At 65.6% G+C, this 20386-nt stretch carries 16 protein-coding genes; 6 read left to right on the top strand and 10 right to left on the bottom strand.

The genetic code is table 11. The features are described 5' to 3' along the window. Nucleotides 1-23: 23 nt before the first annotated feature. Nucleotides 24-2426, bottom strand: coding sequence for a DNA polymerase II (locus AB5Y89_RS03295; protein WP_124244738.1), 2403 nt, complete (start codon nucleotides 2424-2426; stop codon nucleotides 24-26). Between the two features lie 239 nt (nucleotides 2427-2665). Here AB5Y89_RS03295 and AB5Y89_RS03290 point away from each other — a divergent pair, with 239 nt between their 5' ends. Next, complete coding sequence (locus tag AB5Y89_RS03290) at nucleotides 2666-3544, top strand: pirin family protein (RefSeq protein ID WP_266139658.1); 879 nt, start codon at nucleotides 2666-2668, stop codon at nucleotides 3542-3544. Between the two features lie 60 nt (nucleotides 3545-3604). Here AB5Y89_RS03290 and AB5Y89_RS03285 read toward each other — a convergent pair whose 3' ends face one another. The 4 genes from AB5Y89_RS03285 to AB5Y89_RS03270 form a co-directional block, all read right to left on the bottom strand. Then, entirely contained in the window at nucleotides 3605-4465 is an 861-nt protein-coding gene (locus AB5Y89_RS03285) for a PA4780 family RIO1-like protein kinase (protein WP_029314478.1), read from the bottom strand. A gap of 94 nt (nucleotides 4466-4559) precedes the next feature. Continuing rightward, nucleotides 4560-5555 carry a lauroyl-Kdo(2)-lipid IV(A) myristoyltransferase gene (locus AB5Y89_RS03280; RefSeq protein WP_323931525.1) on the bottom strand — a complete coding sequence of 332 codons (996 nt, stop codon included), beginning with the start codon at nucleotides 5553-5555 and terminating at the stop codon, nucleotides 4560-4562. Between the two features lie 154 nt (nucleotides 5556-5709). After that, nucleotides 5710-6699 carry a lipid A biosynthesis (KDO)2-(lauroyl)-lipid IVA acyltransferase gene (locus tag AB5Y89_RS03275; protein WP_368222873.1) on the bottom strand — a complete coding sequence of 330 codons (990 nt, stop codon included), beginning with the start codon at nucleotides 6697-6699 and terminating at the stop codon, nucleotides 5710-5712. Nucleotides 6700-6919: 220 nt separating this feature from the next. Next, nucleotides 6920-7900 carry a TDT family transporter gene (locus tag AB5Y89_RS03270; RefSeq protein ID WP_151028235.1) on the bottom strand — a complete coding sequence of 327 codons (981 nt, stop codon included), beginning with the start codon at nucleotides 7898-7900 and terminating at the stop codon, nucleotides 6920-6922. A 103-nt stretch (nucleotides 7901-8003) separates the two neighbouring features. Between AB5Y89_RS03270 and AB5Y89_RS03265 the strand changes: the two genes are divergently transcribed. Next, nucleotides 8004-8888, top strand: coding sequence for a LysR substrate-binding domain-containing protein (locus AB5Y89_RS03265; RefSeq protein ID WP_010674621.1), 885 nt, complete (start codon nucleotides 8004-8006; stop codon nucleotides 8886-8888). Between the two features lie 85 nt (nucleotides 8889-8973). Here the strand turns inward: AB5Y89_RS03265 and AB5Y89_RS03260 are convergent, their stop codons facing one another. The 3 genes from AB5Y89_RS03260 to AB5Y89_RS03250 form a co-directional block, all read right to left on the bottom strand. Next, nucleotides 8974-9951 carry a Gfo/Idh/MocA family protein gene (locus AB5Y89_RS03260; RefSeq protein WP_368222871.1) on the bottom strand — a complete coding sequence of 326 codons (978 nt, stop codon included), beginning with the start codon at nucleotides 9949-9951 and terminating at the stop codon, nucleotides 8974-8976. 35 nt (nucleotides 9952-9986) lie between these two features. Continuing rightward, nucleotides 9987-10844, bottom strand: coding sequence for a deoxyribonuclease IV (nfo, locus tag AB5Y89_RS03255; protein ID WP_042880583.1), 858 nt, complete (start codon nucleotides 10842-10844; stop codon nucleotides 9987-9989). Nucleotides 10845-11013: 169 nt separating this feature from the next. Continuing rightward, nucleotides 11014-13050 carry a glycoside hydrolase family 3 protein gene (locus AB5Y89_RS03250; RefSeq protein ID WP_368222870.1) on the bottom strand — a complete coding sequence of 679 codons (2037 nt, stop codon included), beginning with the start codon at nucleotides 13048-13050 and terminating at the stop codon, nucleotides 11014-11016. 231 nt (nucleotides 13051-13281) lie between these two features. Between AB5Y89_RS03250 and AB5Y89_RS03245 the strand changes: the two genes are divergently transcribed. Further along, on the top strand, nucleotides 13282-14292 hold the full coding sequence (locus tag AB5Y89_RS03245; protein WP_286700160.1) for an AraC family transcriptional regulator: 1011 nt from the start codon (nucleotides 13282-13284) through the stop codon (nucleotides 14290-14292). Here the strand turns inward: AB5Y89_RS03245 and AB5Y89_RS03240 are convergent. Further along, complete coding sequence (locus tag AB5Y89_RS03240) at nucleotides 14272-15207, bottom strand: LysR family transcriptional regulator (RefSeq protein ID WP_048207600.1); 936 nt, start codon at nucleotides 15205-15207, stop codon at nucleotides 14272-14274. The two genes, AB5Y89_RS03245 and AB5Y89_RS03240, sit on opposite strands and share 21 nt — an antisense overlap. A 130-nt stretch (nucleotides 15208-15337) precedes the next feature. Here AB5Y89_RS03240 and AB5Y89_RS03235 point away from each other — a divergent pair, with 130 nt between their 5' ends. Continuing rightward, on the top strand, nucleotides 15338-16096 hold the full coding sequence (locus tag AB5Y89_RS03235; protein ID WP_134996761.1) for an SDR family NAD(P)-dependent oxidoreductase: 759 nt from the start codon (nucleotides 15338-15340) through the stop codon (nucleotides 16094-16096). A 95-nt stretch (nucleotides 16097-16191) separates the two neighbouring features. Here AB5Y89_RS03235 and AB5Y89_RS03230 read toward each other — a convergent pair whose 3' ends face one another. Beyond that, the gene (locus AB5Y89_RS03230) at nucleotides 16192-17625 is read right to left on the bottom strand and encodes a glycoside hydrolase family 1 protein (RefSeq protein ID WP_368222869.1); all 1434 of its coding nucleotides are present in this window, start codon (nucleotides 17623-17625) and stop codon (nucleotides 16192-16194) included. A gap of 163 nt (nucleotides 17626-17788) precedes the next feature. Here AB5Y89_RS03230 and AB5Y89_RS03225 point away from each other — a divergent pair, with 163 nt between their 5' ends. Together AB5Y89_RS03225 and AB5Y89_RS03220 are read left to right on the top strand one after the other, a co-directional pair. After that, nucleotides 17789-18706 (top strand): LysR family transcriptional regulator, encoded by a 918-nt coding sequence (locus tag AB5Y89_RS03225; protein WP_045524797.1) that lies wholly within the window; start codon nucleotides 17789-17791, stop codon nucleotides 18704-18706. A gap of 101 nt (nucleotides 18707-18807) precedes the next feature. After that, nucleotides 18808-20382, top strand: coding sequence for a sensor domain-containing diguanylate cyclase (locus AB5Y89_RS03220; protein WP_261999359.1), 1575 nt, complete (start codon nucleotides 18808-18810; stop codon nucleotides 20380-20382). The last annotated feature ends 4 nt before the right edge of the window (nucleotides 20383-20386 follow it).

Raw genomic sequence — 20386 nt, 5'->3', positions numbered from 1 at the left:
GCCGCCGCGTTTACCTCGCGTTGTCAGAAGAGATCGAGCTGCTGGCCGCAGATCCGCTCGAACGACTCCCCCACAAAGGGAAGGATGGCGTCGGCGATGGGCCTGAGCTGCTTGTCGATGTAGTGCTCGTAGTCGACGGCGCTGCGCCGGTACTCCAAAGGCTCGGGGCCGTTCAGGGTCATCAGGTAGGCGATGGTGCCCCTGTGCTGATAGCGCTGGGGCAGGCCGCGGCGCAGGTTCTCCTCGTCCGCCAGGCGCGCCGCCCGCACATGGGGCGGCACGTTCTTCTGATACTCCTCGAGTTTCTGGCGCAGCCGCTTGCGGTAGATGAGCAGATCGTCGTGACGGCCGGCCCGGGTCTCGTCCACCATGGTGCGCACATAGCTGCTGGGATCCTGGTCGTGGAACACCATTTCGTAGAGCCGGGTCTGGAATGCCTTGGCAAGGGGTGTCCAGTCGGTGCGCACCGTCTCCAGCCCCTTGAACACCAGGTGCTCCCCTTCCCCTTCGCCCACCAGTCCCGCATAGCGTTTCTTGCTCCCCTTCTCCAGCCCGCGGATAGTGGGCATCAGGAAACGGCGGTAGTGAGTCTCGTACTGGATCTCCAGATGGCTCGGCAGGTCGAACTCCCGCCTGATCAGCGCGGCCCAGTTGTCGTTGATCATCTTCGCCAGTCGCTGGCCAATCTCGTCCGCCTGTTCGAGACGGATATCGCTCCCCAGGTGCACGAAGGTGGAGTCGGTATCCCCATAGATCACCTCGAACCCTTCTGCCTCTATCCATTCCCGGGTCTGCTGCATGATGCCGTGGCCTCGCAAGGTGATGGAGGAGGCGAGCCTCGGGTCGTAGAAGCGGCAACCCCCCGACCCCAGCACCCCGTAGAAGGAGTTCATGATGATCTTGATGGCCTGGGAGAGGGCCTTGTTACTGGCGGCCTTGGCCCGATCCCGCGCCGCCCACAGGGTGGCGATGAGATCCGGCAGGAAGTGGCGGGTTCGGGAGAACAGGGCGCCGCGAAAGCCTGGAATGGCGTTATCCGGGTGTTTGAGCCCCTCCACCAGCCCCATGGGGTCGATGCAGAAGGTGCGGATGATGCTGGGATAGAGGCTCTTGAAATCGAGCACCAGCACGTGGCGATAGAGCCCCGGCTTGGAGTCCATCACATAGCCGCCGGGGCTTGCGAGCCCGCCGTCTGCCGGCAGGTTGGGCGCCACATAGCCACCGCGGTGCAGCCGTGGCAGATAGAGGTTGGTGAACGCCGCCACCGACCCGCCCACCCGGTCGAGCTCAAGACCGGTGAGGGAGGCGCGTTCGATGGCGAAGGGGATGAGGTGGCAGAAATCGAAGATCTCCCACACCAGCCTGCAATCTTCCAGGTTGTAGCGGGCCAGCGCCTCCTTGTCGGAGTGGAACAGTTCGGTGATCTTCTCCCCCCGGTTGGCCACGTCCTCGATGTCCTTGCCCCGCCCGAGCAGCTCGCTCGCCACCGCATCCAGGCTGTAGCTCGGGAACTGCCAGGTGGCGCTCTTGAGGGTATCGATGCCGTCCAGCACCATGCGCCCCGGGATGATGACGTTGCCGCTCTGGGGGTCGTTTCGGGACGAGCGCCAGAAGCAGAGCTCCCGCCCGCGCCCGAGCCGCAGCCGCCGCTTGTGGAGTTCGGCGCGGCGCAGCAGCAGGCGAAAGTCGAAATTCACCACGTTCCAGCCGATGACGAGATCAGGATCGTGCAGGCTGAACCAGCCCTCCAGGGCAGCGAGCAGGGCTGGCTCGTCCGCCACCCACTCGACGGGGGTCTCCCAGTCCTGCGAGTCCGGCTCCGGGGCACCAATCATGATGACCCGCGCGTCCTCTTCGCTATGAAGCCCCACCGAGAAGAGAGTGCCATCCATGGCGCACTCCACGTCCAGGGAGACCCAGGAGAGGGTCGGCGTCACCGCCTGCGGCGCACAGCGCGCCTCGTTTACCTCCCAGTAACCCTGCCTGCCCCCCTTGCGCCTCGCCTTGCCGTCAAAGCGCATCCCGGCGGTGATGAAGCGCTCCATGAGAAAGCGCTCGGGCAGGCGGATATCCGCCTCGAAGTGCTCCAAACCACGGATGAGCAGCAGCTCGATGGCGCGGTGAAAGGCGCTCAGGGTGGCAAAGTAGCAGCCCACCACCCGGCTCCCCTCGAAGGTGTGCATGGGGAGGCGGCGAAAACGCCCCCTCACCCCGGCCCCCTTGAAGAGCTCGGCCGCCTCCTCCAGGTGGCGTTCCGGCAGGAAGAAGACCGGCTCCTGCCCCGGCACCACCACCCGTACCGGTCCCTGTGCGCTCCAGAGCCACATCACGATCTCGGTACGCCCCTGCACATCCCGACCATGGCGGGTCAGGATGAAGCCGTCGAGCGGCGGGGTCACGGGAGGAAGGGGCTGGATGTCGGTCATGCAGGTGGTCGGGCTCAAGAGTGGGATGGGACTATTGTACGTTCATACAGTACCCGGCTGCAATTGCCGGGCTGGGCCCTCAGGGCAGGCGCTGTGCCCCCTCTTTGCCATCCGGCGCCGGATTGGGGCATAGTAACCTCGGCATCACTCACCGGCACCGGGCGAGACGGCATGTCCAACTCCCGGCAGACGCTGCGGCCTGCGCGCGCGCCAACCTTTTCCTCGACAAGGAGCACCCCATGACACAACAGTGGCAACGCATTGCCTCCCGCCTCACCGATGTGGGCGGCATCCCTGTGGCTCGCGCCATCCCGGTCAAGGAGCGGCGCACCATCGGGCCCTGGTGTTTTCTCGATCATATCGGCCCGACCCGCTTTGCCCCCGGCGCCCCCGGCATGGATGTGGGGCCCCACCCCCACATAGCCCTGCAGACCTTCACCTGGATGCTGGAGGGGGAGATCCTCCACCGGGACAGCCTGGGCAGCAAGCAGGTGATCCGTCCGGGCCAGGTGAACCTGATGACCGCAGGACGGGGCATCGCCCACACCGAGGAGTCGGTCCCGAACCAGCCCGATCTGCACGCCGCCCAGCTCTGGATAGCCCTGCCCGAGGCGGATCAGCATACCCCGCCCCGCTTCGATCACTACCCGACGCTCCCCCGCTGGCAGCAAGGGGAGATCACCCTCACTCTGCTCATCGGCGAGCACGGCAGCCAGCGCGCCCCCACCCTGCACTTCTCCCCCATTCTGGGGCTGGATCTGCACGCCCCCGAGGGAGGCGAGATCACCCTCCCCCTGGATCCCGCCTTCGAGCACGGCCTTTTTCCCCTCGCAGGGGAGACCATCGTCGCAGGGGAGGCCCTGGCCCCGGAGCAGTTGCTCTATCTGCCCCCCGGCAACCGGGAGGTGGTGCTGACCCTGCGCCCGGGCGCCCGGCTGCTGCTCATCGGCGGCGAGCCCCTGCCCAGACCGCTGCAGATCTGGTGGAACTTCGTGAGCGTCGACAAGGAGGCCATTCGCACCGCCGCCGCCGACTGGGAGAGCGGTCATCCGCGCTTTGGCGAGGTGACGGGTTACCAGGGGCCCCGTCTCAAGGCGCCACCCCTGACCGGGCTCTGAGCCAGGGTCCAAAAACAAAAGAGCGCCCATGGCGCTCTTTTTGATTGGGATGAAGGCCCGTCAGGACTCCTCTTCCTGCTCCGCCTGCAACCTGGCCCGGCGGGCCATGGCCTCCTCCTGGGCACTCTCTATCTCGTGCAGCACGCCATCCAGATCGATGGCCTCCCGGCTCTCTTCGAACAGGCCGGTGAGCTCGGTCTCGGGGCCCAGCTTGCCATCCTCGAACAAGGACCACATCTCCCGGGCATAACGGGTCTTGAGCAGTTCGGGGGCATACATGCCGTAGTAGTTGCGCATGTTGTCGACATCCCGCTCCAGCATGGCCCTGGCCTGGTTGTTGGCGGCGGCATCCACCACCTGTGGCAGGTCGATGATGACGGGCCCCTCTTCGTCCACCAGCACGTTGAACTCCGAGAGATCCCCGTGAATGAGCCCGGCGCAGAGCATGCGCACCACGTAGCGGATCACCTTGCCATGATCCACCAGAGCCTGCTCACGGGTCAGGGCCACGTCGTTGAGACGGGGAGCGACGTTGCCATCGGCGTCGGTGATGAGCTCCATCAGCAGCACGCCATCGAGGCAGACATAGGGCCTGGGCACCCGCACCCCGGCCGCCGCCAGCTTGAACAGGGCATCCACCTCGGTGTTCTGCCACACCTCTTCGTGCTGCTTGCGACCGTACTTGGAGCCCTTCTCCATGGCGCGGGCATCGCGGCTGCTGCGTACCCGCCGCCCTTCCTGATAGACCACGGCCTGCTTGAAGCTGCGCTTTGACGCCTCTTTGTAGACCTTGGCACAGCGGATCTCGTCGCCGCAGCGCACCACATAGACGTCGGCCTCTTTGCCGCTCATCAGCCGGCTGATGACATCGTCCACCAGGCCGTCATCAACCAGAGGTTGGATTCGATTTGGAATTTTCATGACCGCCCTTTTACCCTATTTGCACCTTGTTTGCACCTGTTTGCTGGTGGCCTGCCACCCCTGTCAGAAACGGCCCGCAAGGGGGCCGTGTCGATCAAGGTTCCGGTGGCAGCCCCTGGCGGATGCGGCGGATCCCCGCCTCGTAGAGACCGTCCTCGCCCTGATCGTGCTCCTGGGTTTCGAAGATCTTGAGAAACCACATGTACTGCTCGGGGAAGCGGCAAAGCTGCTGCTCCACCATGCGGTTCATCTGGTTGACGTCCGCCACCAGGTCCGCGGTGGGATAAGGGTCGAACGGCGCCTCGATCTCCAGCCGGTAGCACCCCTCGTCCTCGTCGTAGCAGGCCAGAATGGGCACGGCGCGGGCACCGGTCAGCTTCACCAGCTTGGGCAGGGCCGGCAGAGTCGCCTTGGGGTGGTTGAAGAAGGGCACGAAGAGGCTCGCCTCCCGGCCGTGATCCTGATCCGGCAGATAGAAGAAGCTGTCGCCGCTGCGCAGGGCCTTGATGGCGGGCTTGATGCCGACGCTGCGCTCGTAGATACGCCCGCCCTTGCTGCGCTCGCGGTTGATGTACCAGTCGAACACCGCATCCTTGGGGCTTTTCATCATGGTGCACATCTTGATCCCCTGGAGGGGGAAGTAGCGGCCAATCATGTCCACCGCCCAGGTGTGGGGCACCACGAAGATCATGGGGCGACCGGCTGCCCGCTCCGCTTCCACGTGTTCCCAGCCGCTCACCTTGACGCGCCCCTTGAGGAAGTCGGGGCTGCGCCAGGTCAGCTCGCCAAAGCCCAGGAAGGTCTTGAGCCCCACCCGGATGGATTTCAGCAGCAGGGCCTGACGGCCCGCCTCGTCGAGATGGGGGAAGCAGATCTTGAGGTTGGTGTCAGCGATGTAGGCCTGCTTCCTGGAGACGCGCAGCAGCAGGGGGGCCAGGTAGTCGGCCAGCTTGTCCCGTGCCCTTGCCGGCACCCAGGCCAGCAGGGAGAGCAGGGCGACGGCCAGCCAGCTGCCCCACAGACGGGGGTGCAGCAGGCGCGGATGAAAAGAGGTATCAAACACCGGATCTTGTGCGGACATGGTCGCCATCGAATCATCAAAACAGACCGTCATTTTAGTGATCCTGACAACTTTTTCTACCCTGCCCTGCACAGCGCCACCGCGCCAAGTCACTGATCAGACAAGTTAGAAATAAAAAGTGGCCCGCTTGGGGCCACATTTTTGCACCGGGTGAGCGCAAGGCTCAGGGATGAGGAGCAAGGCCCCGGCGGATGCGCCGGATCCCCTCTTCGTAGAGGCCATCCGGCCCCACCTGATCCTCACGGGTGTCGAAGATCTTGAGGAACCACATGTACTGGCCCGGGTGGCGGCAGAGCTGGCGCTCCACGCTGTCGTTCATGCGGCAGGTATCCGCTATCAGATCCCCGCTCGGGTAGTCGGCGTAGGGAGCCTCGACTTCCAACCGGTAGCCGTGCGCCTGCTCGTCATAGCAGGCCAGCACCGGCAGAGCACGGGCACCGGTCAGCTTCACCAGCCGTGGCAGGGCCGGCAACGTCGCCTTGGGGTGATTGAAGAAGGGGGCGAACAGGCTCGCCTCCCGTCCGTGATCCTGATCCGGCAAGTAGAAGAAGCTCAGGCCGGATTTCACCGCCTTGATCACCGGCTTGATGCCGGCGCTGCGCTCATAGACGCGGCAGCCGTGCCGGGCCCGCGCGCCGTTGATGTGCCAGTCGAACACCGGGTTGCGGGCGCTCTTCATCATGGTGCACATGGGCAGGCCCCGCTGGGCGAAGTAGTAGCCCGCCGCATCGATGGGCCAGCTGTGGGGCACCACCAGGATCACCGGTCGGCCAGCGGCCTGCTCCGCCTCGATATGCTCCCAGCCGCTGACCTGGATCCGCCCCATCACGTGGGCGGGGCTGCGCCAGGTGAACTCGCCAAAGCCCAGCAGGCTCTTGAGGCCGACCCGGATGGAGGTCATCAGGATGGCCTCCCGCTCGGCCTCGCTCTTCTCCTTGAAGCAGATGGCGAGGTTGGTCCTGGCGATGTAGATCTGCTTCTTCGAGATGGCGCATACCAGGGGCGTCAGAGCATCGGCCAGGCGATCCCGCCAGCGCGGAGGAACGAAGGCGAGCACACCGATGGCGCCGAGGGCGAGCCAGCTCAACCAGTAACGGGGGTGCAGCAGACGAGGCTGGAATCGGGCGTCAAACACGGGATCAGATGAGGACATGGGGCACGACAAAACAATGGGAAGATAAAGTGGCGCGCATCGTGACAGGTATTACCAGTTAACGCCAACTGAATGTCGCCTGTATGGGCAACTATTTAAGCCACTTCACGGATTGACAAAAATAATCTGCTTCATTTGATTCCTCTCTGTGTCACTGCATCACGAACGGCAGACCCCGCACGGGCGGGGTCGATGACGAGGGGGTAAGAAAACCTTGTGCCTAGCGGCGTGCGGGCTGCCCCGGCAGGTCATCCTGCACGGCCGGCAGGAAGAACATCAGATAACGCAGGGCCACGTAACCCACCACCAGGGTGGCCACCCCCAGCTCCAGATAGGCCAGCTGATGGAGCTGCTCGGCATAGCGGGCCGCCTGTGGCCACTGCGACAGCAGGTGACTCACCTTGAACAGGGCGGTGGCCCCGATCACCAGGGGGAAGGTGAAAGCGGCGTAACCCGGCGAGAACGGCAGGCGCAGCAGCTTGATGAAGGCCAGGTAGATGATGCCGGTCATCAGCACGGCGATCCCGAGCAGCACCGCCACCAGCAGCAGGGAGGGATCCTGGCTCACGGTGAGGTAGCCGGCCAGCGACAGGCTCGCCGGGGCGGCCAGGATGGCGATGGTGGGCTTGGCGGCATCCGGCACCTCGTGGCTGAAGATGAGGCGATAGAGCATCAGCGGCAGCATCAGGCCGTAACAGGCCATGCCGAACCAGAGCAGGCCGGTGGCCAGGGATGCGAAGGGACCGCCCGGGTAGGCCACGTCAGCCACGATGATCCCCACCGGCGGCACAAACCAGCTCGGCACCATGTGATGGATTTCAAACGCTTTGGCCCTGTGCCAGACGAAGGTGGCGAGGAAGACGAGGTGGACGATGACCGCAAACAGCCAGAGCCCCTGCCCCAGGGTCGGGGCGAGCAGGCCGACCGCCTTGGAGACCACCATGGTCCCCATGGCGTAGGTGGGCACCACGCTGCCCACCACGGGATGGGCGAGATCCTGCCACAGCAGGCGCGGGTGGATCAGAAACTTGAAGGTCAGGACGAGGAGCAGCACGGCGGCGATGGCGGCCCCTAGCAGTTGCAGACGGCCATCGAACTGACCGGCATTTTCCCAGCACCAGCCGAGGCTGGCGATCCCGAGTGCCAGACCGGCCATGGGGGTCGGGGCGGCGGCCAGGGAGCGGCGGGTTCTTGCGATCATGGCGAATACCCTCTTGATGATGACGATGGGCATAGGATAAAGGGGGTCTATCGTTTACGATATCTAAATGAATTGAACTTAGCGTTTAGGAAAATCAAACGATATGAAGCTCACCCTGCAACAACTCAAGGTGTTTGCCACCATTGCCCGCCACGGCAACCTGGGGGGCGCCGCCAATGAACTCTGCCTGAGCAAGGGGGCCGTCTCCCAGTCGCTGCAGGAGCTGGAGCGCCAGCTCGCCACGCCCCTGTTCGACCGGGTGCACCCGAGGCTCCAGCTCAACAGCGAGGGGCGCCTGCTGCAACCGGCCGCCGAGGAGCTGCTGACCCGAATGCAGGAGATAGAGCAGCTCTTCAGCCCCGATGCCGAGCCGAGCGGCCAGCTGCACCTCGGGGCCAGCCAGACCATCGGCAACTACCTGCTGCCCGCCCTGCTGGCGGAGGGGGCCCAGGAGCTGGGGGCCGCCCCCAGGGTAACCATCGCCAACACCCACCTCCTGTGCCATGCCCTCGCCCACTTCGAGCTGGATCTCGCCCTCATCGAGGGGGAGAACCACCACCCGGACCTGGTGAGCGAACCCTGGCTGGAGGACGAGATGCTCATCATCGCCGCCCCCGGTCACCCCCTGGCGGATCAGCTCGAGCTGCCCCTGCGCCGACTTGCCGGGGAAACCTGGGTGCTGCGCGAGGCGCAATCCGGCAGCCGCGAGCAGTTCGAGCAGCAGCTCCAGCCCCACCTGCCCCGCTGGCAGGCGGGGATAGAGCTCAATACCCTGGAGGCGGTGATGCTGGCGGTGGAGAAGGGGCTCGGCATCTCCTTCATCTCCCGCCTCGCGGTGGCGGACCGGCTGGCACAGGGGCGCCTGGTGGCCCTCACCCCGAGTCGCCGCTTCCCCCGCCAGCTCTCCCTCGTCTGGCACAAGCAGAAGTTCCACTCCGTCGCCCTGCGCCGCTTCCTGGCCTTCTGCCGCGCCCAGACCCTGGCGTGAGAAACCCTTCGGATGCGACAAGGGCGCCGTTGGCGCCCTTGTCGTTCAAGCAATGAACACTTCTGCCCTCCGCCCTTCTCCGGCCTCAGCCGGCGAGTCCCCCTTCAATCCAGCCGAGCACCTGCCGGGTCACGGCCTGGGGCACCCAGGGGGAGTCCAGCAGCCGGTGGCGCAGGCAATCGGCGAAGTGATCCGCCTCGTGCTGCATGCCGCCCCCCTCCACCGGCAGGTAGATGTCCGCCGGCCAGATGACGGGAGCAGGCCCCCCTTGCCAGCGAATGTGCTGGGGATTCCACCACTTGCCCTCGATGACCAGGCACCACCCCTCCCCGGACAAGGACGCTTCCCGCTCGAGATCCTCGATGATGGAGGCCCCGAGTTCGGCCCGAAACGGCTCATCGAACGTGAAGCTGGCGGCGAGATCCACCTCCCCCGGAGCCCGCGTCAGCGTCACCTCGGGGGCGGGGCAGCCCAGCCCCAGCCGATGGCAGAGGGCGGCATGGAGCCAGAGGGGATAGACCCCCACGTCCCAGGCGGCGCCGCCATCCAGCGCCGGATCGAACAGCTTGCCCACCCTGGGCTGGGTCGAACCGAACGCCGCCCGCAGCTCGCGCGGCGGCGGCAACAGGGGCAGGCGCTGCAACAGGGCGCGCATGGCGGGGAAGCACATCACCTTCATGGCCTCGAGCAGCAGCAGGCCCCGTGCGTGGGCGAGCGCCACCAGGGCGTCCCAATCCGCTACCCGGGTCACCGCCGGTTTCTCCACCAGTACGTGCTTGCCCGCCAGCAGCATCTGCCTCACCAGGCCCGCGTGCTCCGGGTGGATGACCGCCACATAGACGGCCTCCACCTCGGGGCTGACGGCCAGGGCCTCATAGCTGCCATAGGCGTGGGGCAGCCCCAGATCCCGGGCGAACTCGTCCGCCCGTCCCTGGTCCCGGGCGGCGATGGCCACCACCTCGGCTCCCCTGGCGTGCCCGTTCACATCGCGGCAAAAACGCCGGGCGATAGCCCCCGCCCCGGCAATGCCAAAGCGCAGGGGCGCCCTTGTCTCGTCGTGCATCGTCTCTCCTTGCTACCCAATGGTGGACCCCGGCATCACGCCGGGCGCGGGCTCCCGGCCAGGCTGCGCAGCCAGCTTATCTCCTCGCCCCAGATGGACTCGTCGATGGTCTCGAGGATAAGCGGGATGCCGTCGAAACGGTCGTCGTTCATGATGTGGTGGAACACCGCCTCGCCGAGGTTGCCCTCCCGCAGGCTGTGGTGACGGTCGACCCGACTACCGAAGGTACACTTGGCGCCGTTGATATGCATCCCCTTGAGGTACTGGAATCCCACGATGCGGTCGAAGTCGGCAAACACCGCCTCGCACCCCTCGGGGGTACGCAGATCGTAACCGGCGGCGAAGGCGTGGCAGGTGTCAAAGCAGACGCCGACCCGACTCTTGTCCTCTACCCCGTCGATGAGGGTGGCCAGATGCTCGAACGACCAGCCGAGGTTGGTACCCTGGCCGGCGGTATTCTCGATCACCGCCGTCACCCCTTCGCTGCGCTCCAGCGCCCAGTTGATGGACTCGCTAACGAGCTTGAGGCTCACCGCCTCGGGGATCTGCTTGAGATGGCTGCCCGGGTGGAAGTTCAGGTAGCACAGCCCCAGTTGCTCGCAGCGCTTCATCTCGTCCAGAAACGCATCCCGGGACTTGGCGAGGGCGTCGGGGTCGGGATGACCCAGGTTGATGAGGTAGCTGTCGTGGGGCAGGATCTGCTCAGGACGAAAGCCCTCCTTCTCGCAGGCGGCCTTGAAGGCACGAATACTGGCCTCGGAGAGGGGCGCCGCCTGCCACTGGCGCTGGTTCTTGGTAAACAGGGCGAAGGCGTTGGCCCCGATGGCTTTGGCCCGGGCGATGGTGTTTTCCACCCCGCCCGCCGCACTGACGTGGGCTCCGATAAATTTCATCTCATCTCCTGTGCACTGTGACCGGGTGCCTGCCACACTGGCCACCGCACCCGTTGCCGGGGCGCCATTATGCCCAAGCCAACCCCTTGCGCCAAACCGGGATTGTCGATGGGGGCAATGGAAAAGGCGCCCGAAGGCGCCTTGATGAGAGACAGAACATCCCTGTCCGTCAATAGGCCAGACCGACCCCGTAGGGATAGAGCGGGCTTTGTGAGTCCTTGGCCACGTCCGGGGACTGGGCCAGCACCGCCTGCCAGCTCGAGGGCAGCTCGAAGGGGAGCTTGCCGCGTGCCTTCTGGGTGCCGCTCATGACATCGAACAGGGCCTGATCCAGGGCGCCGAAGTTGACGAGCAGCACCCGGGCCGCCGGGGCGACCTCGGTCAGGATGGCGGGCCTGTCCAGATAGACGGAGAGCACCAGGGGCACCCCGGCCTGCTCGATGGCCTGGATGGCGGCATAGTCATCCGCGCCGCGGTAGACCCCTTCATGGGCCGTCTCCTGCACCACCTGGTCATTGCTGGCAAAACCGAGCTGACCGAAGTGGATGCTGCCAAACGGGAAGCGGGGATCCTGCTCGCCCGGGGCGTTGACCCGCACGATGGCAAGCTCCGCGTCGGCCAGGTTCGTCACCACCGTATAGCCGTTGGCCCTGGCCACCTCGGCGTTGACATTGTGCAGATAGACCCGCTTGCCGTCCGCCTTCAGCGGCAGCAGGGCCCCCTCATTCTTCAGCAGCACGTGAGACGCCGCCTGGGCGGCCTGGGCTTCCTGCTGGAACTCGGCCTTGCCCACCAGGGCCACCGCGGCCTCGGCATCCACATAGGGATTCTCGAAGAGCCCGAGGGCAAACTTCTGGGCCAGGATCCGCTCGGCCGAGGTGGTGATGGCCGCCTCGGTCACCAGACCGCTCTGCACCGCCGCCAGCAGGGGCGCCGGATCTTCCACGCCACCGAACTGATCCACCCCGGCGTCGATGGCCTTGGCATAACGTTCGGCCTTGGTGAGCTTCTCCACACCCCAGGACATGCCAAAGGGCACGGTCCAGGGGCTCACCCCGGCATTGACTTCATCCTGGGTCAGCCCCTGCTCGCAGCGGCTGTCACAGTCATTGACGATGCCCCAGTCGCTCAGCACCACGCCGTCAAACTTGAAGTGGCCCCGCAACAGATCCGTGATGATCTGGCGGTTGAAGCCAAACCCCACCTCCTCGACGGGCTGCCCATCCTGGGTCAGGCCCAGGGGCATGGCGTAATAGGGCATCACGGCGGCCACCCTGGCCTCGAAGGCACCCTCGAAGGGCACCAGATGGTAGGCAAACTGACCGCCGGGGTAGACCTGCTCCTTGCCCCAGGGGTTGTGGGCATCCAGCCCGTCCTTCTGGGGACCGGCCCCGGCGAAGTGCTTGACCACGGTGACCACGCTCTCCTTGCCTATCCCCTCGCTCCCCTGCTGGAAGCCCTCGATGTAGGCTTTGACCAGGGACTTGGCGAGCAGGTTGTCTTCCCCGAAGGTGCCGTTGATGCGGCCCCAGCGCGGCTCGGTCGCGAGATCCGCCTGGGGCGAGAGGGCCTCGTGGATGCCGACGGCCCGGTACTCCTGACGGGCGATGTCGCCAAAGCGCTGCACCAGGGCGGCATCGCCGATGGCGGCCAGCCCCAGGGTTTCGGGCCACTGGGAGAAGGCCCCGGCACCGATGCTGGTGGCGTTGGGATCATGGGTGAAGTGGTTGCGGGGATCCGTGCTCACCGTCATGGGGATGCCGAATCCCACCCCTTCCAGCAGGGCCTGCAGGGTGTTGTTGTCCGCGGCGATGGCCGCCGGATCACCGGCCATGCGGGTGATGAAGGTGTTGACCCCGTCCTCGCGCAGCATCTTGTCCATGGCCGCGAGGTTCACCCGCCCCGCCCCGTCCAGCACCAGGGTGCCGTGCATCATCAGCCCTGCCTTCTGGGCCAGGGTGAGCCTGCCCACCAGATCCCGGGCTCGCTCGGCGGCGCCGAGGCGCCAGTCCTCGTAGGGGGTCAGGGTGCCGCTGCCATCGAGATCCTTGAATTGCAGGCCGTCCTGCTCGATGAGGGTGACGGTGCGGTGGCCCAGAACGGGCTGCTCGGGCTTGGGGGTGGAATCGTTGTCGTTGCACCCTGCCAGCAGCAGGGCCCCGATGGCGAGGGCGACACGGGTTCGGGAGAGCGAGTGGTGTTTCATTGTTGTTATCTTCCTTGTGTGTGTAGGAGTCGCCACTCTATGCAAAAGCGGCCCGCCTCACTTGCCCGTCGGGTGCAGGAAGTTGCCGGTTGGGAGCAGGATTGAAAAGTGTGAAAAGGGTTGCAGGGTTACCCTTGGTTACAAATCTGAAACATGAAAGCGGCGCTGGCTCACGGCAATCCGCCGCCGTTGGTCGATGATGGTGGGCCACCGCTGACAAGGATTTTTGCCGTGAAGACCGTCTCCAACCGGATTGCCCTGCACTGCCTCAACCACTGGCAGGCCCGCGGGCGGGATCCTGCTGCCCTCCTGCACCCCTGCGGCATCGCTCACGAAGAGCTGCTGATCCCCCAGGGGCGGCTCGACACCGGGCGCCACTTCCGGCTGCTGGCCGGGGCAGCCCCCCACGTGGATCTGGCCCTCGACTGGACGCCTCCCGCCCTCCCCGGCCTCTTTGCCGACTTCATGTCGCTGGCGAGCCTGTGCTGCAACGCCGCCACCCTTCGCCAGGCCCTGCACTTCTTCCTCGCCTACCGCCCCCTTATCGGCGAGAGCGACGAGATCCGCCTGCAAGAAGAAGCGGGGCAGGCCAGGATCAGCTACCACTCGGAGTCCGATCACCCGGACGTCATCGCCCTGAGCAGCCTGGCCAACCTCTGCCACCTCTATGCCCTGCTCCAGTTCTACCACCCGGGCCAGGGGCTGCTGGTGCTGCCCACCCCGGTACGCCCCAGGCTGTGGCGTGAGCTGGCAGGCTGGCTGGAAGGGCGGTTGCAGCAGGGGGCAGCCTTCGAGCTGCGCTTTCCCGCCGCCTTGCTCGATCTCGCCCACGGGCAGTGCAACCTGCCCCTGCAACCCCTGCTGCTCGGGGAGCTCGACCGGCAGATGGCCCAGCTTCGCCCAAGCAGCCGCTACCGGGACAGGGTGATGGCACTCATCCGCCAGCAGCTGTGGCAAGAGAGCGCCGAGGCCTCCTCTCTGCTCGATGGGGTGTGCGAGCACCTCAAGCTGACCCGCTGGACCCTCAACCGCCATCTGCGGGAGGAAGGGTGCCACTTCTCGGGCCTGCTGGAGCGGGTACGCCGGGAGGAGGCCTGCCGCCTGTTGCAGGATCCCGCCCTCCCCCTGCAGACAGTGGGTGAGCGCCTGGGTTTTGCCCGCCAGAGCAGCTTTACCCGCTTCTTTCGTGAGGCGTTTGCCCTCTCGCCCCGCGAGTTTCGCTCAAGGCGCAGCCGCCTCTGAGGCGCCCCCGAGATGGGCGGCGAGCAACCCCGCCAGCCAGTGGATGAAGAGCTGGACCCTGGGGGCCAGTTGGCGGCGATGGGCATAGAGGGCGTGGATGGGGAGCGGCGGCGGCTGCCACTGGGGCAGGATGCTCACCAGCTCGCCCCCCGCGAGCAGGGATTCGACCCCCACCCGCGGCATCTGGATGATACCAAGCCCCGCCAGCGCCGCCGCCAGGTAGGTCTCGCTGTCATTGACCATGAGGGCCCCCGCCATGGGCAGCAGGGCGCGGCGGCCATCTTCTGCCAGGTATTCAAAGCCGGGCTCGCTGCGCCCCTGCCCGGCACCAAACCCGGGACCATAGTGCACCAGCCGGTGGCCCGCCAGATCCCCAAGGGTGCGGGGCACCCCGTGGCGAGCCAGGTAGCCTGCGCTGGCACAGTTGATCTGGCGATAGTGACCAAGGGGCCTGGCCACCAGGCTGGAGGGCTCAAGCGCCCCGACCCTCACCACGCAGTCAAACCCCTCGCGCACCAGATCCACCCGCCTGTCCGTGCTGCTCAGCATCAGTTGCAGGGCGGGATGCTGCGCCAGAAAGTCCGGCAGGGCCGGGATCACCAGGTGGCGGGCCATCCGGCTTGGCATGTCGACCCGCAGTTGTCCCGAGATCTGCCCCCCCTGGCGAAACAGGCCGTCAAACTCCTCCATGTCCGCCAAAAGCTCCCGGCATCTGGCATAGCAGAGCTGGCCGTCCGTGGTGAGCTGCACCCGCCGCGTGGTACGCAGCAGGAGCCGGGTCCCCATGCGCTCCTCCAGCCGGCGGATGGCGGCAGAGAGGGTCGCCTTGGGGATGCCCGTCTGCTCGGCGCAGCGGGTAAAACTCTCCAGCTCGGCAACCCGCACGAAGGCTCTCATCGCATCCAGTTGATCCATGGCCTGATTGTCTCGATAAACGGAACAGTGATTCTATTATCACGCTATTTATCCAGTTTAAAAGGAACAATACAGTGATCTGGTCGGCTCGTATCGAGCCTGTGTCCGCCACCCTGACAGGAGTCATACCATGACCAGACCCATCGCCCTCATCACCGGGGCCAGCCGCGGCCTTGGCAAGCACGGGGCCCTGGCCCTCGCCGCCAAAGGCGTCGACCTCATCATCACCTATCGCAGCCAGGCCGCAGAGGCGGAGGCGGTGGTGACCCAGGCCCGCGCCCTCGGCGTTCGGGCCCATGCCCTTACACTGGACGTGGGCGAGAGCGCCACCTTCGCGGCCTTTGCAGAGGAGGTGACGCAACTGCTCGCCCGGGAGTGGCAGCGCACCCATTTCAACTTCCTGGTCAACAACGCCGGGATCGGCATTCATGCCAGCTTCGAGCAGACCACGGAGCAGCAGTTCGACACCCTGCTCAACATCCACCTCAAGGGGACCTTCTTCCTGACCCAGGCGCTCCTGCCCCTCCTGGCAGATGGCGGTCGCATCCTCAACCTCTCCACCGGCCTCACCCGCTTCGCCATGCCGGGTTATGCCGCCTACGCCGCCATGAAGGGGGGCGTCGAGGTGCTCACCCAGTATCTGGCCAAGGAGCTGGGCCCCAGGGGCATCGCGGTCAACGTGCTGGCCCCCGGCGCCATCGAGACCGATTTTGGCGGCGGCGTGGTGCGCGACAACAAGGGAGTCAACGACTTTCTCGCGAGCCAGACCGCCCTTGGCCGGGTGGGTCAGCCCGACGACATCGGTGGCGCCATCGCCGCCCTGCTCTCCGATGACTGCCGCTGGATCACCGCCCAGCGCATCGAAGCCTCGGGCGGCATGTTTATCTAGGCGGTCATGGTTGTCAGCTGCACAAACAAGGAAGGCCCCCTCCGATGAGGGGGCCTTCCGGCATTGGGCAGACGAGGTGCGGCGCACCGGGCCCGTTACAGGGTCTTGCCACCGCTTGCAATGACCTGGCTGTACCAGTGGAAGCTCTCTTTCTTGATGCGACGAAGAGATCCTCCCTGCTCGTCCCTGTCCACGTAGACAAAGCCGTAGCGCTTCTGGTAGCCGTTGAGCCAGCTCAGGATGTCGGTGAAGGACCAGGCGCAATATCCAATCAGCTCGACCCCGTCCTGCATCGCCTCCCGGCACGCCTTGAGGTGGCTGTGCAGATAGGCGATACGGTAGTCGTCGTTCACCTTGTCCCCGGCTTCCAGCTTGTCGAACTCCCCCAGGCCGTTCTCGGTGATCATCAGCGGCAGGGCGTAGCGGGAGGAGAGCCGGCGCAGGGCGATGCGCATCCCGGTGGGATCGATGGCCCAGTCCCAGTTGCTGGTCTCAAGGTGCGGATTGGGGGCCGTCTTGTAGAGGCCGGGAATGCCGCTGGAGGGCGTAGTGCCCTTCTTGCCCGTGGTGTTGATGCGCTGCATCGTCTGGCCGCCGAGGGGGTTGTCGGTGAAGGTCAGGGTGTAGTAGTAGTTGACCCCGATGTAGTCGGGGGTGCCTTCGCGCAAGAGCTCGAGATCGCCCGGCAGGATCTCCGGCGCCTCGCCGGTCTCCCGCAGATAGGCGAGCGCCGCCTGGGGGTAACGGCCGAAGCAGTAGGCATCCAGCCACCAGAGGTTGGTGAACTCCTCGGCATTCTCGAACGCCAGCATGTCGCTCGGGGCGCAGGAGGCCGGATAGGCGGGGGAGTACGCAAAGCTCGGCCCGATCAGGCCGTTTGGCACGTGCTGGCGAAACGCCTTGATGACCCGGGCATTGGCGAGAAACGCGATGTGGTTGGCGGCGAAGAAACGCTTCCTGTCCTGCACGGCGGGAGGATGGGTGCCAAGCTGGTAGGCGTTGGTCAGGTTGTAGTTCTGCTCGTTGAGCGACACCCAGTACTTCACCTTGCTGGCGAAGCGCTGATAGAGGGTCACGCAGTAGCGCTCGAAGTCGTCGATGATGCGCCTGTCTTCCCAGCCGCCGTACTCATCCTGCAGGGCCTGGGGGAGATCCCAGTGATAGAGGGTCAGCACCGGCTCGATGCCGTGGGCCAGCAGGGCATCGATGAGCCTGTCGTAGAAGGCGAGCCCCGCCTCGTTCACCTCGCCACGCCCCGTCGGGTAGATGCGCGGCCAGCTCACCGAGAAGCGATAGGCCTTGAGCCCCATCTCGGCCATCAGCGCCACGTCCTCTTCCACCCTGTGGTAGTGATCCACCGCCACGTCTCCGTTGCTCCCGTCAAAGGTCTTGCCCGGCAGCTTGGTGAAGCTGTCCCATACCGAGGGGCCCTTGCCCTCCTCGTTCCAGGCCCCTTCCACCTGATAGGCGGCGGAGGCGGCGCCCCAGAGGAAGCCGTTCGGGAAGTCGTTGAACTTGTGATGATGCATCTGGTGTTGCTCCTTCTGCGCGGATGGCGGGGGCCATCCCGTGATACGTCGACCCCGTACAGGGGTCCGAAATGAGTTGGCACCAGCATCCAACACTTCTAGAATTCCGTCCAATGACAAATATGGCCACCTATCATTCCCATCTGGAATAAAGCGAGGCACCATGGAGTTGAGAGATCTGAAAGCCTTCGTCACCCTGGGGGAGGTATTGCACTTTGGTCAGGCGGCGGCGCGCCAGCACGTCACCCAGTCGGCCCTGAGCAAGCAGATCCGCCGGCTGGAGACGGACCTTGGCGGCGAGCTGTTCGAGCGCAACGCCGGCAGCACCCGGCTGACGGTGCTCGGGCGCGCCCTCTACGCCGACGCCTGCACCCTGGTGGCCCAGAGCGAACAGCTCGCCCGCAGCGCCCGCGACGTGCTGGCGGGCCACGCGGGTACCCTGCGCATCGGCTTCGGGGTCGCCACCAAGCTGCTGGTGCCCGCCGCCATCGCCCGCTTTCGGGCCAGCCGCCCCGGGGTCGCCATCGAGCTCAACGATCTCTCCACCCATCACCAGTTGCTGGCGCTGGCGGAGGGCCGGCTGGATCTCGGCTTCTGCCGCCTGCCCGCCCCCAAGGGCTGGCCGGTGCTGCCCGTGGTGCGCGCCCATTTCGTCGCCGTGCTGCCCGCAGGCTATCAGGGGGTGGCGGGGCTCGCCGATCTGCAGGAGAAACCGCTCGCCATCCTGCGCCGGGACAAGGCCCCCTCTTTTTACGATCAGTTCATCCATTACCTCGCCCAGAGCGGCCTGCGCTTTCAGGACATCCAGTATGTGAACGACTTCGCCGCCGGCATCGCCACCGCGGCGGCCGGCATCGCCTGGACCCTGGTCCCCTCCTCCACCACCATTGAGCATCCCGATGTGCTGACCCTGCCCCTCGGGGAGGCCGACGCGAGCTGGATCATCGGGCTCATTCGCCCGCCGGGCAACGACAATCCCCTCGTCGCCCCCTTCTGGCAGACGGTGGCGGAGCTGGCGGATCCCGCCCTCACCGGCCTCATGACGACAGGGGACGGGGCTGCCGCCCGGGACACGCCATGAAAGGGAACCATTCGAGAATCACATTAACGATGGCATTGGGCGGTCACCCCCCTTAAAATTGCCGCACTGCCCCGACGCCACGACAAGGATCCGTTTCGTTCATGCACTCTCACTGGCTGCTGAGGTTTGATCTGCATCGCCTCATCCTTGCGCTGGCCGTCATCGGCGTGCTGGCTACCTTTGGCAACAGCTTTTACGCCATCTATCAGGCACAAAGACAACTGCTCATCGACAGCACCCTGGAGGCAAACCGGGTCTATGCCACCAAGCTCGCCGCCTCCACCGAGACCATGCTGCGCTCGGCCCAGGGACAGCTGGCCTATGGCGCGGCCCGGCTCGCCCCCTTGCTGCAGGGCAACGACCTCCATGGACTCGAGGAGGTGGCAGGCCAGTTGCGCCAGCAGACCAACACCTTCAACTCGGTGGCCATCGTGAACACCGATTCCGTCATCGTCGCCGTCTCTCCCGAGGCGTTGCATGTGAAAGGGGTCAAGCTCACCTCGGCCAATGCGAGCCGGACCCTGGCAAGCCAGCAGCCCCTCATCGCGGATCCCCTGGTCTCCCTCACTGGCAACTACCTCATCAGCCTCTCCCACCCCATCTTCTCGGCAGACAAGCGCTACCTCGGCTATGTCGCCGGCACCATCTATCTGGAGTCCGCCAGCGTGCTCTCCAGCCTGCTGGGGCAGCACTACTACCAGGATGGTTCCTATCTTTATGTGGTGGACCGCCAGCGCACCCTCATCTACCACCCGAACCCGGAGCGCCTCGGCCAGAAGATTGGCAAGAACCGGGTGGTGGATGCGGTACTCAAGGGGCAGGATGGCGCGCAAAGCGTGCTCAACTCCCGGGGCAGCGAGATGCTGGCAGGCTTTGCCCCGGTGGCGGACGCAGGCTGGGGGATAGTGGCCCAGCGCCCCCGCAGCGCCACCCTGGCCGGCCTGGATGAACAGATGCTGGAGATCCTCAAGGGGATGATCCCGGTCACCCTCTTCATTCTCTTCGTCATCTGGCTCTCGGCCACCATCATCGCCAGACCCCTGCGACAACTGGCCAACCGGGCCGGACTCATGGATCAGCAGGGGGCCGCCACCAGCATCTCGGGGATCCGCGCCTGGTATTTCGAAGCGGCCCAGTTGAAGCAGGCCATCCTCAAGGGGCTGGGGCTGCTCAACACCAAGATCGACAAGCTGCACACCGACAGCCACACCGACCCCATGACGGGCCTGTTCAACCGCCGGGCCATGCAGCAGATGCTGGACGAGTACGAGGCCGAACGTCAGCCCCTGACGGTGATTGCCCTGGACATCGATCACTTCAAGGCCATCAACGACCGCTTCGGTCACGACGTGGGGGATGCCGTCATCGTCTCCCTCGCCACCCTGATGCAGCAGGATCTGCGTTCTGATGCCGCCTTGTGTCGAAGCGGCGGCGAAGAGTTCCTGCTGCTGCTGCCCGGGGTCTCCCTTGCACAGGCGCAGAAGATCGCCGAGCGCCTGCGTACCCGGGTGGCGAGCCACGACATGGAGGTAGCTGGCCACATCACCATCTCCCTCGGCGTCGCCCACTGGGGAGCGGATGCCACCAGCATCGCCGCCGTGCTCAAGGAGGCGGACAAGGCGCTCTATGATGCCAAGAGCCAGGGCCGAAACTGCGTGGTGGTGGCCCTGGGCTGATCGG

Origin of the sequence: Aeromonas sp. s4, from assembly GCF_040907855.1 — a bacterium.
Classification (GTDB): Bacteria; Pseudomonadota; Gammaproteobacteria; order Enterobacterales; family Aeromonadaceae; genus Aeromonas; species Aeromonas caviae.
The sequence above is the reverse complement of the archived record's forward strand: the minus strand, read 5'-3'. Positions and strand labels throughout refer to the sequence as shown.

Bases quoted from the DNA above. Each gene is read 5' to 3' on its own strand.
- AB5Y89_RS03295 (WP_124244738.1), bottom strand. From the start codon at position 2,426: ATGACCGACATCCAGCCCCTTCCTCCCGTGACCCCGCCGCTCGACGGC.
- AB5Y89_RS03290 (WP_266139658.1), top strand. From the start codon at position 2,666: ATGACACAACAGTGGCAACGCATTGCCTCCCGCCTCACCGATGTGGGC.
- AB5Y89_RS03285 (WP_029314478.1), bottom strand. From the start codon at position 4,465: ATGAAAATTCCAAATCGAATCCAACCTCTGGTTGATGACGGCCTGGTG.
- AB5Y89_RS03280 (WP_323931525.1), bottom strand. From the start codon at position 5,555: ATGGCGACCATGTCCGCACAAGATCCGGTGTTTGATACCTCTTTTCAT.
- AB5Y89_RS03275 (WP_368222873.1), bottom strand. From the start codon at position 6,699: ATGTCCTCATCTGATCCCGTGTTTGACGCCCGATTCCAGCCTCGTCTG.
- AB5Y89_RS03270 (WP_151028235.1), bottom strand. From the start codon at position 7,900: ATGATCGCAAGAACCCGCCGCTCCCTGGCCGCCGCCCCGACCCCCATG.
- AB5Y89_RS03265 (WP_010674621.1), top strand. From the start codon at position 8,004: ATGAAGCTCACCCTGCAACAACTCAAGGTGTTTGCCACCATTGCCCGC.
- AB5Y89_RS03260 (WP_368222871.1), bottom strand. From the start codon at position 9,951: ATGCACGACGAGACAAGGGCGCCCCTGCGCTTTGGCATTGCCGGGGCG.
- nfo (WP_042880583.1), bottom strand. From the start codon at position 10,844: ATGAAATTTATCGGAGCCCACGTCAGTGCGGCGGGCGGGGTGGAAAAC.
- AB5Y89_RS03250 (WP_368222870.1), bottom strand. From the start codon at position 13,050: ATGAAACACCACTCGCTCTCCCGAACCCGTGTCGCCCTCGCCATCGGG.
- AB5Y89_RS03240 (WP_048207600.1), bottom strand. From the start codon at position 15,207: ATGGATCAACTGGATGCGATGAGAGCCTTCGTGCGGGTTGCCGAGCTG.
- AB5Y89_RS03235 (WP_134996761.1), top strand. From the start codon at position 15,338: ATGACCAGACCCATCGCCCTCATCACCGGGGCCAGCCGCGGCCTTGGC.
- AB5Y89_RS03230 (WP_368222869.1), bottom strand. From the start codon at position 17,625: ATGCATCATCACAAGTTCAACGACTTCCCGAACGGCTTCCTCTGGGGC.
- AB5Y89_RS03225 (WP_045524797.1), top strand. From the start codon at position 17,789: ATGGAGTTGAGAGATCTGAAAGCCTTCGTCACCCTGGGGGAGGTATTG.
- AB5Y89_RS03220 (WP_261999359.1), top strand. From the start codon at position 18,808: ATGCACTCTCACTGGCTGCTGAGGTTTGATCTGCATCGCCTCATCCTT.